At 52.2% G+C, this 15603-nt stretch carries 8 protein-coding genes; 1 reads left to right on the top strand and 7 read right to left on the bottom strand.

Annotated features, from left to right (window positions below; genetic code table 11):
• Nucleotides 1–401: 401 nt before the first annotated feature.
• From ACTJJS_RS08315 to ACTJJS_RS08285, 7 genes are all read right to left on the bottom strand, one after another.
• Nucleotides 402–2681: an FAD-dependent oxidoreductase gene (locus ACTJJS_RS08315; RefSeq protein WP_440663285.1), complete on the bottom strand. Its 2280-nt coding sequence runs from the start codon at nt 2679–2681 to the stop codon at nt 402–404.
• Nucleotides 2682–2824: 143 nt separating this feature from the next.
• On the bottom strand, nt 2825–4249 hold the full coding sequence (locus ACTJJS_RS08310; protein WP_440663283.1) for an SGNH/GDSL hydrolase family protein: 1425 nt from the start codon (nt 4247–4249) through the stop codon (nt 2825–2827).
• Entirely contained in the window at nt 4239–6839 is a 2601-nt protein-coding gene (locus tag ACTJJS_RS08305) for a glycerophosphoryl diester phosphodiesterase (RefSeq protein ID WP_440663282.1), read from the bottom strand. Before ACTJJS_RS08305 ends, ACTJJS_RS08310 begins: the two co-directional genes overlap by 11 nt.
• Nucleotides 6840–6844: 5 nt before the next feature.
• The gene (locus ACTJJS_RS08300) at nt 6845–8557 is read right to left on the bottom strand and encodes a sodium:solute symporter family protein (RefSeq protein ID WP_440663281.1); all 1713 of its coding nucleotides are present in this window, start codon (nt 8555–8557) and stop codon (nt 6845–6847) included.
• Entirely contained in the window at nt 8557–9444 is an 888-nt protein-coding gene (locus ACTJJS_RS08295; protein ID WP_440663279.1) for a DUF5017 domain-containing protein, read from the bottom strand. Before ACTJJS_RS08295 ends, ACTJJS_RS08300 begins: the two co-directional genes overlap by 1 nt.
• A gap of 3 nt (nt 9445–9447) precedes the next feature.
• On the bottom strand, nt 9448–11034 hold the full coding sequence (locus ACTJJS_RS08290) for a RagB/SusD family nutrient uptake outer membrane protein (RefSeq protein ID WP_440663277.1): 1587 nt from the start codon (nt 11032–11034) through the stop codon (nt 9448–9450).
• Between the two features lie 20 nt (nt 11035–11054).
• Entirely contained in the window at nt 11055–14207 is a 3153-nt protein-coding gene (locus tag ACTJJS_RS08285; protein WP_440663276.1) for a SusC/RagA family TonB-linked outer membrane protein, read from the bottom strand.
• 265 nt (nt 14208–14472) lie between these two features.
• On the opposite strand from ACTJJS_RS08285, the gene ACTJJS_RS08280 reads away from it, so the two are divergent.
• The gene (locus tag ACTJJS_RS08280) at nt 14473–15486 is read left to right on the top strand and encodes a LacI family DNA-binding transcriptional regulator (protein WP_343743983.1); all 1014 of its coding nucleotides are present in this window, start codon (nt 14473–14475) and stop codon (nt 15484–15486) included.
• Nucleotides 15487–15603: the final 117 nt, after the last annotated feature.

Genomic DNA, 15603 nt, shown 5'->3' with positions numbered 1-15603 from the left:
TCATTGAGACAGCTACTATAGATCTGTTTTTTGTATACGTGAATTACCGCGTGCCGTCATTAACAGCACACCTTGTTGTGTTCTTTTAAAGCGATCAAAAAATTACCGGCACAGTTTTATACTGCCACCTGTTTTGTGGTTGATATCCTCTCGGCGCAATAACTATATTTTTCAGTTTCCTGATGATGGGTTGAAATTAGGTCACATCGGGGTAGGTGATTACATTATATTTAACCAGTTCTTTACTAAAATTAACTTGGCTGAAAAAATCCCGCAAACAGCAGATATCTCTCAAAAGCAATACAGGAAAGGGTTACAGGAATAAAAAGACAGGACTAACTATTCTAGCTACAGCAAAATAAGACAACATCTTAGCCCCGGGGCTAAGATGTTGTTAACGTTCAGGCATAGCAGCGTACTGCAAATACAGCAGCCGGGACGTCGGCGGAAGGATGGTCTATTTCCAGTATCAGCTGATCAGTAGTGAGCGGCTGTTGTAACTGTAGCTGGTTATGCGTTTGATAATTGCCGGTCACCTCGGCCAGCAAAAGACCTGCGGCATTTTTTATCCGGTAGCTGCGCACGCAGAAAGGCATCACCGTTTCAGGATGTGTCATCAGCACCGATTCCATCGGATGGTCATAGTCTGCGTCAAAGAAAAGGTCGATACGGCTGATGGTCACCGGAGCGTCCCAGCGTAACGTGAGCTGCGGCGCAGGGTCTGTCCAATCGGCCACCCAGGCATTGGGGCTGCTGACAGGCCTGTCTGTTCCGTTGCGGATATTCTCTGCCTGAAAAAGCGGAATTCCGGCTTCATATTTCAGATCAATATTATGCCCTTCCGGACGGCGCTGCGGGCACCAGAATTCAAATGCCTCCATGCCAATATCTTCGGGCGGCGTTTGTTTACCGTAGTTGGAAACCGCTTTGTTGACAGTATTAAAAACAGACAACACGCCGGTAAGCCTTTTGGTGGTACGATGTAGCTGTACCAACGGATTTTTATGGAAGATGATAAACGCGTAACCATCGTTTTCCAGCACAGTGCTGAACAACAACCGCACACAGTTCCTTCCCGGATGCAGTGCAATAACCTGTTTCTCCAAAGTCACGTCCGGTGTATGATTACCACTCCTGCTGGTGATACGCAGCTCCACTTCCAGTGTGGTATCTTCGGTAGCATCAGCATGAAACACTATCGGGCCGATGTCGCCTTTCGGTAAAGGCAGCAGCTGCGCCACAGATAACTGTAATGGCTGTACGAAGGATGTCCCGGGAAAACCGGTAAACACCAGTTCACTGGAAGCACTAATAGTGGCGGCTTGCACCAGGTCGTCGGTATCCCGTAGCTGCAGCCCGGGTATATGCTGGCCTGTTTGCTGCAATCGTTTTTGCAAAAGCGGTACCAGTCCTTTATGAAAAATATCACCCGGCAATACCTGCTGCTCTTTGCAGATAACTGCCGCCATGGCTGCGGCCTGTGTGGCATAGGCTGCCGTGGCCATCACACGGGTGGAGGCAAAGGCCACATGGGAAGCGCTGATGATGCGGCCACCGAGGAACAGGTTACGGATGTTGCGGCTATAGAGACTGCGGTAAGGTATCTGGTAAATGCCTTTGCTGTGCCACTGGTTACAGCCGGGCTTCTCACTGAAAACACCATCCGCGGGGTGCAGGTCCACGGACCAGCCACCGAAGGCCACTGCGTCTGTATGCCTGCGTTGTGCTATGATGTCCTGTTGCACCATCATATAGTCACCTTCAAAACGGCGGCTCTCTCTTTTGCCTGGTATCATACCCACCCATTCCAGGGTAAGTGTCTCGGCTTCCGGGAAGTTGCCGGAATTTTTGATATAGTCCCACACGCCGTATATCACCTTCCATAATTCCCATTTGATTTTTTCCGTGTCATGTACAGTGTCCAGCCGTCCGCCATATTCTATCCACCACAGCTTACAGCCGAAATCGCCGGCGTTGAAGGATTTAAAACGAGGTATGGTGGTAATGTCTTTCAGCGCAAAAGCAGGCGGGGTGTACTTCACCGGCCGACCAGTGTCTTTACTGTAGAAATAAAGGGAGTGTCCCAGCAGTTCACCGTATTCGGCGGAAGGCGCAAACATCTCCCCGAATTCGTCCCGGCTTTCGGCGCCCATGCGGAAAGCAGCGCCAGCCAGGAAGCCAACCACACCGTCGCCGGAGGCATCGCAAAACAAGGGGGCCGTTAAGTTATAGGTAGTTTGATTTTGGCTGCAAAAGGCCTTCAGCGCACCGATGGTGACTTCGTCCTTTTTCTCCGTTGCATAAACGGCAGTATTCAGCAACAGGGTAATATTGGGTTCCTGTGTGACTTTGTCCAGCAGGACCATATCAAAAATAACCGGATTGCCTTCCGGGTTACGGAAAGTGTTCTCCACGAGTATTTCATTTACCAGTCCGCCTTCACGGGCCCAGCGATTGTTGTTGCCCATATGGGAAGTGGCACCCAGTATCCATAAACGGACTTCACTGCTTGCGTTGCCGCCCAGCACGGGGCGGTCTTGCACCAGCACCACTTTCAGTCCCTGCCGGGCAGCGGTAATGGCGCCGCATACGCCGGACAGTCCGCCACCTGTGATCACCAGGTCTGCGTTAATGTCCACTGTCGGGAAAGCACGGTCTCCTGTTGTTCCGGATGTAATCATGATTCTTCAGTTATAGTTTTAGTAGTGTGCAAGTCAAATTAACAACCCGTGCCCAGCAACGGCAAACGTTACGGTCACAAAAAATAACGGGAACATTCCCATTTACCGGGAATGTTCCCAACAAGCTGCACCGGGGTTATGCATTACCTGCCGGGTTTTCCCCGCAATAAAATCTTACCGATATAAACGACGGTACGGTCATACTTCTCCGGATGAAGCGTAATATCCTCCTGCTGTGCAGGGCCCAGTATGGTGCGTTTGTCCGCCTTATCTGCCGACAGGCGCAGGGTGACGGTATGTTTGCCCGGCGGCAGGATGATCATCTCATACTGGCCTCTGTAACGGTTATTACAAAAACTATTGAACCGGTTGATGGTAAAGCTGCCGCTGCTGTCGGTCTCCTCCGCTCCGCTCAGAAAACGCGTCCCTTTGGAGGATCGGCTGGCCAGTTTCATCCGTCGGCCGTCTACTTCAGCTTCCAGCTGGCCCATTTCCGGACCGCCGATATCGAAGATGCCGAACATGGTGCCGGTGAAATGAAACGTGAAAGCAGCACCGGGCCGTTCAGCCGCCATCACATAAGGAAACCAGCCGTGGAACTGTTTCAGCGGCAGCTGGTCCGTAGGCGTCTTTGTAAAGCCATCGCTGAAGATCGCTATCTGCAAGGGATCGTACATGCCCGCATCTTCCCAGTTGTCTGCCAGCAGCGGCGCGGGTAACGCCACCGGCTGTACGCTTTCAGCAGCCTGTATTTTGCGCATGCCCCTCGCTATAGCGGCGGCATATAAATTGCCACCTGCCATCACGGGATGCAGGCCATCACGGGAGTAAACGATCTTCCCGGGCACGTCTGTTGCGCTCTTCCACACCAGCTTTCCTGCCTGCAGCAGCGCGACAGGTTCCATACCGAGGTGAATGGAGGGCAACGCATAATGCTCTGCCAGTTGCTCCAGCAGCTGTATATGTTCCGGTACCCGGCCTTCAGCATAGGCTTTCGTATGCCCGATATTGACCGTATAAATCAGACAGATGTCTGTCTGTGGCGATGTTTTTCTGATCTGGCGGATAATGCCCTCCATGCCGTCAGGCCAGGCGCCGTTCACCGCAAACTCTACAAACACCAGGTCAGGCCGGTATTGCATCAGTTGGTCATACAGGCGGCAGGCCCCGAGGTCTGTTCCCGTTCCGGAAACACCGGCATTGATGCCTCTCATGACCGCAGCCGGAAACATGGACTGTATGTACCGCGCTGCCTGCGGACGGTAACACTGGTTGCCCTGCGTGATACTACCACCAATGAAGCCGATGGTGAGCGGCTGGCCAGCCGCCGCCTTACGAAAGAAATGCGGCAGGCCGCCACGCACGGTACATTCATTATTGTTATAAAAGCCACCGGTGCTGACGAGCGGTACGGTGGCATCTCCCGGATTAAAATACAAGGGTGAAGCGCCTGCCTGAGAAGCGGCAATGAGCCGTGCCTCCTCGGCCTCTTCCCTGCCCTGGCAATACGCGGATGTCAGCAGCAGCAGGCCGCCGGAAAGTATTGTAAAAAAACGTTTATAGTTCATAGTTAATAGCAATTACACTTAGTCCATAAGGCGCTATCGCTAACGGAAACGCCTGTATTACATTGGCAGCCTGCTGTGTTCCTTTATGGAGATAAACAGCATTCTTCGGCCGCAACAGCTTACCCGGCAGCACTTTGTCATAGTTCACCTGAAGGGTATCTTTCAAAGGAAGATGACTATTGTTCAACAGCAACAGGAAAAGCTTCTTCTCTTTGCGGCTGATCGCGCAGTAATAATCGAGGTAAGGGCCGGCGCCCTGTAACATATCCTCGCGCAGCAATAGGTCCGCTGTAGTGCCATACACCTTTCCCGGTGCGAAACCATATGTCTGGTGCGGCCCAACCTTCGGCGTAATGAACCCATGCGGGAAAGTAACGTTACCGGCAGAACGCAGTTGTATTTCGGACAACAAGTAGTCTGTGATCCAGCCCACCTGCCACCAGGCATGATGCGGATAAGGGCCGGCGCCTTTATTCATGGCGTCCCAATAATAAGACGCCACACTGGTGGCGCTGTCTACAAAAGCATCTCTGCCAAGGGCCGCGGCACGGGCCATGTTGAGAAACAAAGAATCGCGGGTGAGGCCAAACATCCGGACAAACAAGCCTGCGTGACTGGCCAGCGCAATAGGCCCGCGGTGGTTGGCAGAACCCATAATACCGCCGTGTTCAAAGCTCAGCCCGGCCTGACTGATTTCCCAATCTTCGCGCTGACGGCCATTCACCAGCTTTTTCTCCACAGAAGGTACCGGTTGCGTATATACGGAGGTGGTATACAATTTCGCCGTCTGGATAGCGGCGGCGCGGTACCGGGCGTCTTTGGTAGCCTCATACAACTCCAGCAGCGCGCCTGCACTCTGGCCTGTGGCAAAGTCGGGCACAAACCGCGCATCTCCGCATACGCCAAGGAAACAGCCTTTTTCTGTGGCGTTGGCAATGTACCAGTCCGCCCCCTTCTTTGCTGCATACAGGTATTTTTTATCACCCAAAATCTTATACGCTATCAGCAAACCATAAAAAGTAGGCCGCAGGTCTTCCACTTCTGTAAACATCGGTTTACCGCTGGCATGATCGTACGCCACCGCCCAGTTACCACCAGGCCCCATCCACGCCAGCAGCCTGTCGGCCGCGGTACGCAGCGCCCTTTGCAACGTAGTATCGTGCGGGTTAAACAGCAGCACATTGCCTATGTCCATCATCATGTAATAGGTAGTCCCGATCGGCTCTACATAAGGCCCCCACTCTTCAGTGAAGCGGCGGCTTTTAGACAGGTAGTACTGACCTGCAGCGGCGCCCTGGAAAAAACCGGGTTGCTGCTCCTGCTGCATCAGTTTAAAATTACGCGCATAAGGCAGGCGGGTACGCTGCAATACGCTGTCCTGAGTGATATTGGCCAGCATCCACATGGCGCCGTAATCGGAATTTTTAAAGGCGTCTTTTTCAGCACCATATACGCCGCCCAGGTAAGCTTGTGCGCCGATGTTCACCCCTTTATAGTTTTCCACCTTCCACATGGAGGTGCTATCATCCGCGAGGTAATGATGCATCCGGAGAATGCGGCTGGTGAGGGACTGTTTGGTTTTCTTCAGCGACAGGAAACCGGGAAAGCGATAAATGTCATTCACTGCATGTTTATACACCGTGTACCAGTCCGCCGGTTGCAGGCTGTAACGGAATACAAAACTTATGGTATCCCCTTTTTGCAGGTAAGATCCTTTTTCACCCAGTACGGGATGGTAAGCCGTTGGTGTCAGCGCCGCTTTGCGGTTCATCAGCGAGAGGCCCAGTTGCCAGTTACTGTTGCTGCGCTGGTCTTTCTCCCACGGATCGCGGGCGGTGCCCGGCGCCGGTATCACGGCCAGCGTCAGCTGCCCGCGGGTAGAGATAAAAGGCGCAAGTGTGGTAGCGGTGCGTTCCCGCACAATAACAGGCTTGTCCGGAATGCCCTGCATGTACGCATAGGCTTTGATAAAATCTTTCTCTATATGATTACTCTGAAAATAACCCGGGATGCCCGCCCACTGCAAGTCCTGTTCTTCCATGGTGGCCAGCGTGGGCGTTGCCAGCGAATAGTAACCGGTAGCCTTTGCACGCAAAAGCAAGGTTACACAGATGTCGCCGGGAAACGCAGCATCGAAACCCCAGCGGGCAGTGAGTACGGCAGTATTGTTCTCACCGGTAAACGACAGCGAACCGTCCGCTGCTTTGGTAACGGCAGCAGGATAAAAATGAAGCGCCGTACCGGCCGTATTCATCGGCACCGGGGACAAAGCCGATTCCCACACGGGGATGATGTACCGGTATTGCGGCTCCGGGAAAACGAGTGGTTTACCGGATTTGTCGTATAGGGGCAGGGGTTTGCTGTCCGGCTTCGTTGCACTGTACAACAGCGTATATTCCCCGCTGGCATGTGGCAACGGCTGCCACCGCTGTTGGCGGTTCACAGCAATATGTGCCAGCTGCCAGCCCGCGGCGCCGTTCTTCCACGACAACCGGAGCGCGCTGTTGTTCATCGTTACAACAGCCGGCTGGCCTGTAACCGCCAGTACAACTAATAGGCAGCCAATAAGGGTGAATATGGTTTTTCTCATGTCGTTTAAATACTTTCTACCGGTTCCGGTTTAGCGGTGGTCTTCGTTTTTCGTGCAGCCCTCAGCGGTATGATCGACACAATGAGGACCGTAGTGGCAATGGCAGCCACTATAGTAGTGCTCTTTTGTGAGAAGAAACACAGTCCGTATAACAACAGGGCAATGAAAGCAAGCGAGAAAGCGATCACCTTTAACCCGAACCGGTTTTGTTTTTGTATTTCGATGGATTCTTCCGCGCTGGCTTCCGGTATTTCTGCTTTGCGCTGCGCGCGATGGCGTTGCAGCCGAACGTACTCGTCGCTGACAGCGCCCCTGCTGCGCTGGTACCATTCGTACAGCGCCAGCAACACAAAAGGCAGTCCAACGCCGAGCAGCATTTCACCGGCACGGTCAAGCTTTACGCCCGCTGTGAGCGGCAGGACCATTTTAAACACCAGGTTCACCAGTAAACTGACCATCGTAATATATAGGGTAGCCTTTCCCGTTAGCCTTCTGGAAAACAACGCCCAGATAGGCGGCGCCAGCAGCGGCCCTCCTGTGATGGCCCCAATGCTTAGCGTAAATTCCACAATGCCTCCGATATAAGGCACTATCAGCGCAATGGCAATCATACCCAGCCCGAAGAACCAGGAAGATACCCTTGCCACGCGCATCAGTGTTTTGTCGGAAGCACCGGGGTTAATAGAACCTTTGTAGATATCGTTCGTAAAAACGGCGGACACCACATTCAATGCTGTATTGGCGGAAGCAGAGGTGGAAAAATACATACCGGTCAGTATCAGCCCCATCAAACCTGCCGGCAGCACGTGCTTGCAGATCATGAGATAGGCATTCTCCGTTTCGAGGCCATGAAGCCCCGGGTTGATACCTCTGTACAACATCGGCGGCAACATCCACAGCACAGGGCTGATGATGTACAGCGCGGCGAAAAGATACGCCACCTTAGAGGCGGACTTCGGCGTATCTACGCTGGTGTAGCGTTGTACGAAGGTCCAGTTGCCACCGATATAAAATACATGGTACAAGGCAAACGCCAGGATGAAGCCCCAGGTATACTCGCCATTCACCACACTGAAAAAACCTTCCGGGGAAAAATGCAGAAAATGCTGTACGCCGCCTGCGGCATCAAAAGCCAGCGGGATAATGATCAGCACTGCCGCAGTCAGCACCACAAATTGCAGGATGTCTGTTACCATCACGGCCCACAGGCCGCCCACGGCGGTATACGCGATCATAAAAAGCCCAAGCACCACGGTGGAAGGCATCAGCGGTAATCCCAATGAAGCGCTCACCAGCCGTGCCACGGAATACAACACAGAGCCCTTGATCAGCAAAGACACCAGCATAAAGATATAGATGTAGGCTTTCTGCACGCGTTCTCCCAACCGCTCCCGGATGAATTCCGCCGCGGTAAGATTGCCGGTAGCTTTCCAGCGCGGCGCCAGGTACAGCCCTGTCACCAGCGCGCCAATACACATGGTCCACTGGATAGTGATGGCCACCCATCCGTATTGATAGGCAATGGAACCCCATGCTACAAAAGTGCCGGCGGAAAAGAAACTCATAAAAAGGGACAACCCTCCAATAAACCAGGGCACGGCCTCTCCGGCTGCAAAAAAGGATTTGAGGTTCCTCCCCGTCCTGGAAAAGGAAAAGCCCACCAGCATGATAAACAGGGAAAAAACTACAATAACGGCGGTATCTATGGTTGCGTTCATCAGGGTGTAATCGTTAAGGTTAGTTCTCTGGTAATATGTTTCTCTCCGTTATAACGCACGGCAGACGCCTCAAATACCACCCGGTAGGTGCCCGGACGGGCAAACACATATTTATATCCCGCCAGGGTGTTGCTGATATTCTTCAAGGCCACGCCCTGGTCAGGTTTTACGGCAGTAGGGTCAAATCCTTTGGAGATCACCCAGTCTTCGTTGTCATCTGTATTTTTACTGTTGGGCATCAATAGCTGTGCCGATGTGACGGTCCACCCAAACGCCGGATTTCTGAAGTCTACCGCCTTCCAGCCCGCGGTGGCCATGGTGGCCAGCGGCGTGACTACCTTGTCTGCCGATACGCTGTTGGCGGTGAAGGTACGCACTACCCAACGGTTCTGCCCCTCTGGCTTATTGGTGTCGGTATACCGGAAAGCGATATAGATCAGCGGATGCCGGGACGAATCGGCAAATTCCTTCAGGCTGACCACCCCGGAAGGTGTATTGTCCTGCCCGGTGGAAAACACCGCTTTGGCCGACAAGTCCTTCCACGTGGCGGCCTTCACATGCTCCACATCTGCTATGCCTGTAAAATCGTTGGACACCAGCAATTGCAGATTAGGATATATTCTGCCAAACTGCACCAATGTACTGAAGTCTACCTGCAAATCATTATCTGCCGTGGTGCGGCTCCGGTATTCGTACTGCCGTCCGGGTTCGCCGGAATAAAAAGTGATATTGTCCGGATTGCCCCGGAAAACAAACGCCACGGTATCACCAGCTTTAAAGGTGGTGCCACTGGTAGTCACCTCCAGCGCCGGCGTAGTCACCTTTTCCTTGGCGCAACCGCAAAAAGCGGCGATGATCATCAGGTATATAAGAGGTCGTATCGTCATATTTTACCAGCCGGGATTTTGAGTCATAAGACGGTTGATGGTGATTTCAGTATTAGGAACGGGGAACAGCACATTCCGCGCCGTGGTGTTCTTACCGGCGCTGCCGGCGTATTTCCAGGCAGCAGGCGCTGTGTTGTTCACTTCTGTGGCGAGGGACTGCATCTTGCTAACGTACAGGCCCCAACGAACCAGATCATGTTTACGCATACCCTCAAAACACAGCTCCCGTGCTCTTTCGTCCTGCAACCGTTGCAGGAAATCCGTGCTGCCCAGTCCTGCCGGCAGGTCCACCGCAGGATCGGCAGCATTCAAAGCTTTGCCATACCCCCTTCTTCTCACCTGGTTGATGGCGTTATACGCTGCGGCCACCGGGCCGTTGACGGCATTCTCTGCTTCTGCTTTCATGAGCAGCACATCGGCATAGCGTATCACGGGGAAATTAGTGGAGTTATACAACCGGTTTTTAGGCACCTGTGTTTCATATTCCCTGCGCCATTTGCCCGCAGTGCGGTCATATACCTGCGCAGCGGTGTAAAACGATTTGGACACAACGCCTGCGGTGACCACATATTTGTAAGGCGCAATGGCCCAGTCACGACGCTGGTCAGCGGCTTCAAACAAGTTAAACAGCCGCGCCGTGGGATGCACCGCACCGCCGGAATAACCGATATTGTCGTCCGGGCATTCAAGTCCGTTTTCGATGCCCACCCCACCGGCTATTTGCGCGGTGCCCTGTTGGTTACCATACATCCCTATCTCCCAGAGGCACTCCTGTGGCTCATTGACATCTTTGGAATGATTGATAAAAATATTGCTGTAAGAAGGATTCAGTGAATGTTTACCTGAATTGATCACCTTATCGGCATAGGTCAGCGCATCAGCATATTTCGACACATCTTTCAACGGCTCCCCGGCCATGGTAAGATACACCCGCGCCAGCATGGCCTGTACTACGGTGGTGGTTACACGCTCATTATTTGTATAGTTGCTGATATCATTCACCAATGGCTCCGCTGCTTTCATGTCCGCCACGATGGCCGCATACACTTCGGCCACGGAAGCGCGCGGCAGGTTAGACGCTGTAGGAGATGTGGTGGAGGAAAGTTTCAACGGCACGCCACCATAATTGTCTGTCAACACGAAATAAAAATACGCCCGCAGGAAAAGTGCCTGCCCCTTGATCGCGTTTCTTTTGGCTTCATCCATTTTCGGTTTGTTCACATTTTCGAGCAACAGGTTGGCACGGTCAATGCCCTGATAGGCCACCTCCCATAATTTGCCCACGTCCAGCTGCCCGGCGTCAAAGTCCAGCACACGGAGGTTATTGACCGACACATTTTTGTAAAAGAACTCATCGCTGATGGACAGGAAACTGTAAAGCCCGCGGGAATACATTCTCCCGTAAGTATCGATCAACCGGTTATACACGCCGTTCAGCGCACGGTCCAGGTCTGCTTCAGTATTGAAATAGTTTTCCGGTGTCACAAAATCTTCCGGCCTGGTGTCCAGGAATTTGTTGCAGGCGCTGAACAGGGAACCTGCCAGCACGCAGCACATCACGATATATGTTTTGATATTGTCAATTTTCATCTTCACAACTTTTAAGGTCATTAAAAGGTTACGTCTAATCCGAAAGTAACCGTGCGTGCCTTGGGATAGGCCGACCAGTCAAACCCAGGTGTGAGCGCAGAATTCCGCACAGATACTTCCGGATCAAGGCCGGAGTAGTTTGTCCAGGTGAGCAGGTTCTGCGCGGAAGCATATACCCGCAGCGTCTTTATCTTCGCGGCTTTGAGTGTTTTCGCCGGCAGCGTATAGCCGAGGGCGACAGTCTTCAGCCGCAGGTAAGAACCGTCTTCTATCGTCCGGGATGAATATACCAGCGGGCCCTGTCCACCTACTTTATAGAGACTGTTGCTCTGGTTCTCCGGTGTCCAGCGGTCCGCATAAGTAGCGAACATATTCAGGAAATTGCGGGTCACGTCACCATTTTCAAATTCAATGCGGTTGGCATTGAGCAGGTCATTGCCATAGCTCCATTGCAGGAAAATGTTCAGGTCAAAATTGCGGTAGGTGAAATTGTTGGACAGTCCGCCGATATGCTTCGGATTAGGGTTCCCGATGATGGTCAGGTCATTGTTGTCCACTTTGCCGTCACCGTTGATGTCCCTGAATTTGATATAGCCAGGCTGAATACTGCCGGCAGGGTTGCCGTTGTTCGGCACTTCGTTTTTCAACACATAAGAGCCGTCACCCAGCTTATTAAAATCACTGTACTGGTAGATGCCATCAAACAGAAAGCCATAGAATAAGGCGATAGGGTGGCCGGGAACAGCGATATACGGATAGGCATTGTTGAAATTGCCCCAGGTAATACGGCTGGCGTAGCTGGGCTCTCCTTCATTGAGCTGTAGTACCTTGTTGCGGTTAAAGGAAATATTAAAACCGGTGGACCAGCTAAAGTTCTTTCGTTGGATATTCGTACTGTTGATCGTAATTTCAAGTCCTTCGTTAGATACCTTGCCGATATTGCGGATGCCACTGAGGTAACCCATAGAAGGCGCCAGGGTGGCGTTCAGCAGCAGGTCACGCGTATTCTTTTTATAGTAGTCGGCCGACAGGGTGATCCTGTTTTGCAGGAAGCCAACGTCAACGCCTATATCTGTTTGTGCGGTGGTTTCCCATCTCAGTTCAGGATAACCGAGGTTATTGGGCACAATGCCCTGCACCGGTGAATTGCCGAAAGCATAGCCCGAATACGGGAACAGCTGCAACGCCGTGAGGTAAGCGAAATCCGGCACCCGGTTGTTGCCGGTGGTGCCATACCCCACACGGATTTTGGCATCTGACAGCACGTGGACATTCTTCATAAACGGCTCTTCGATAATACGCCATGCCAGCGCGCCAGAGGGAAAGTAGGCCCAGCGGTTGCTGACAGGAAATTTGGAGGAACCGTCCGCCCTGAACGAAAGCGTGAGCAGGTAACGGGATTTATAACCGTAATTTACTCTTCCCAGGAAAGACATCAGTGTATTGGCAGAGCGGGCCGTAGGCGCTGCAGTAATAATCCCTTCATCGAGACCGCTCATGCCCAGCGATTCGTTAGGCACCTGGGAAGCGCTGAAGCCATAACTGTAGGTTTGTGTTTTCTGCATGCTCATGCCACCCATCACGTTCAGGTTATGGTCTTTGTTAAAAACACGTGCATACGTGAGCGTGTTTTCATTGAGCCAGCTGTTACGTTCCGCATTGCTCACCGAACCGTTGACGCCCAGGGCGCTGCTTTTCGCATTGCCCAGCCGGGTATTGGAATTGTTGAACACGTCTTTTCGTACAGCCTCCCGCGTGATACCGCCGCTTATGCGCAGGGTAAAGTACCTGGCTGGTTTATATTCCACATAGGCATTGCCGATCAGGGTATTGTTAAACGCCGGATTGTATTCGTTGCGGTTAGAGATAATCGGGTTCATGCGGTATTCGCTCAGCGGGTCCACATCGGGGTCAAACGGTTCATCGATCAGTGAACCGCCATTGGTGGAATCGCCGGTTACCGGGCGATAGCCCCATACGCTGTACATGAGGCTGGACGTGGGCCCTGTATTGGTGGTGGAAGCAAAGGCGCCGTATGTTTTGGTAGCGGTATAGTTAAGGTTGATGCCTGCCTTTATTTTATTGCTCACCTGCTGGTCCAGCACCATGCGGCCCTGGTAACGTTTAAATCCGCTGTTGATGATGATCCCGTCCTGATCAAGCAGGGAGCCGGACAGCGCATATTTTGTTTTATCGTTGCCGCCTCTCATAGATAGGCTGTGGTTTTGCATGAAAGCGTTGCGCAACACCTGGTCCTGCCAGTCGACGCCTTTCACATCGCGGTAGTCTTCCAGTGTTTTACCATTTTTCAGGTAGATGGGCGTATAGAGGGTACTGTTTTGTTCCAGCTGGAATTTTACGAACTCGTACGGGTCCATCATTTTTTGTTTCTTCAGATTTTGTTGGAACCCCATCCATGTTTGATAAGTGAGTACAGGAGTACCTGTTTTCCCTTTTTTAGTGGTGATGAGAATGACGCCGTTAGCGCCACGGGCGCCATAGATGGCGGTGGCCGATGCGTCTTTCAACACTTCAATGGAGGCGATTTCTTCGGGGTTAAAAATATTGTTGGAGGGGTTTTCCATCGGGAAACCGTCTACCACATAGAGGGGTGAATTTTCCTGGGTGACAGAGTTGTTGCCGCGGATGACGATATTGAGCGGGGCGCCCGGTTGCCCGTCGCTGGCGGAGACCTGCACCCCTGCCACACGGCCGCCGAGCGCTTCTTCAAAGGAAGGCACCGGGGCTTTGGCCATGTCCGCCATTTTCACTTCTCCGACGGAACCGGTGAGGTCTTTTCGTTTCACCGTGCCGTAACCGATCACCACTACATCGTTAAGGCCTTTCACAGCTGGCTCCAGGGTAATGTTGTAGGCTGTTCTGCCGGCAGTCAGTTTCACTTCGCGGCTGACATACCCGATGTAGGAATACAGGAGAATAGTGCCGGGAACGCTGTTTACTTTGATGTTGTAAATACCTTCTTCATTGGTAACGGCCGATATCTTACCGCCTTTAACGCGGACGGTTACGCCAGGCAGCGGCGTGCCGGAAGCTTCGGTGATTTTGCCCGTCACCGCCGGGGTTGGTTGCTGCGCAGTACTGTTCATCCATATACAGATGATAAAAAACGGGAGTATCCAATACCCCGTTAACGTGAAACTCATTTTTTGCATTCCCCTTGCTGTTTTTTTAATGACTAGTTTTTCTGCTTCTACCGGGAAGTGGCGCTGTGGAAATAATCAGGTATAGCTTGCCCACTCATAAAGTTGTCGACAACAGTTCTTCCATACGTGTGAATTTGTTATCCAAAGATGTAAACAAACAGGCACAGATGCTACAAAAAAGGTCCGCTTTTAAATTGGGAACATTCCCAATCTATGGGAATGTTCCCAATTTAAAGGTTATTTCGTTTCTTTGGCTTCATACAATTTGCGAGTTATGAAACGACACCAGGTGACCATCGTCGACATTGCCAAAGCGCTACAGCTTTCCAAGTCCACTGTCTCCCGCGCGCTGACGGGCCATCCCAGCGTGAAAGCCGATACCCGGCAGGCGGTATTGGAGCTGGCGGAGAAAATGGACTACCAACGGAACATGCTGGCCATCAGCCTCATCACCCGGAAAACCAATACCATCGGGATAATTGTCCCTGAATTCACCAGTTCCTATTTTCCCAATGTGACCATCGGGGCACAGGAAGTGGCCAGCAAAGCAGGATACAATACCGTCATCTGCCAGTCCAACGAAAGCTATGAAACGGAAGTGGCCAACACAAAGGTGATGCTGGCCAATCAGGTAGACGGTATTCTGGTATCGCTCAGTAAGGAGACCCGGAATTTCGATCACCTGAAGATCTTCCAGCGCAAGGGTATTCCCATTGTTTTTTTTAACCGGGTATGCGATGATATGGATGTGCCTAAAGTTATCGTGGACGATTTTGAGGGCGCCTACAAGGCTGTCAGCCACCTGTTGGAAAGAGGCCGTAAAAGGATCGCGCACCTGTCAGGCCCCACCTCGCTGCGCATCAGCGAAAAGAGACTGAATGGCTACAAGGCGGCGCTGAAGAAACACAACGTGCCTTATGATGAAAGCCTCGTCATTCCTTACGACCTCAACACAGATATGGTGCATATCTACGTGACGCACCTGCTCAGCCTCCCACAGCCGCCAGACGCTATCTTCGCCATCAGCGACCCCACGGCCATCGAAATTATCCAGGTCATCAAAAAGAAAGGGCTCAGGGTACCGGAAGACATGGCGGTGGTAGGCTTCAGCAACGACTTTGCCTCCGGCCTGATACATCCGTCGCTCACTACCGTGGCGCAACCGGTAAAAGAGATCGGCAGAACGGCCGCGCAGCTGCTGATCGACCAGATCAACCGTGACCTGTCTGACTGGAAAAGCATTATCCGTGTGCTTAAAACCGAACTGATCGTCCGCGAGTCCAGCTGATCTCTACTTTTTCGTATGGGAACATTCCCGCAGAAAGGGAATGTTCCCATACGAAAAACGTCGTGTATTTTTTGCGGGTATGCGGTGAGGAAAGAATCTTTGGAGTGATATGATCAT

Source organism: Chitinophaga sp. 22308 (assembly GCF_052045305.1).
GTDB classification, from domain to species: domain Bacteria; phylum Bacteroidota; class Bacteroidia; order Chitinophagales; family Chitinophagaceae; genus Chitinophaga; species Chitinophaga varians_A.
Note: the sequence above shows the minus strand (reverse complement) of the source record. Positions and strands in the feature narration are given on the sequence as shown.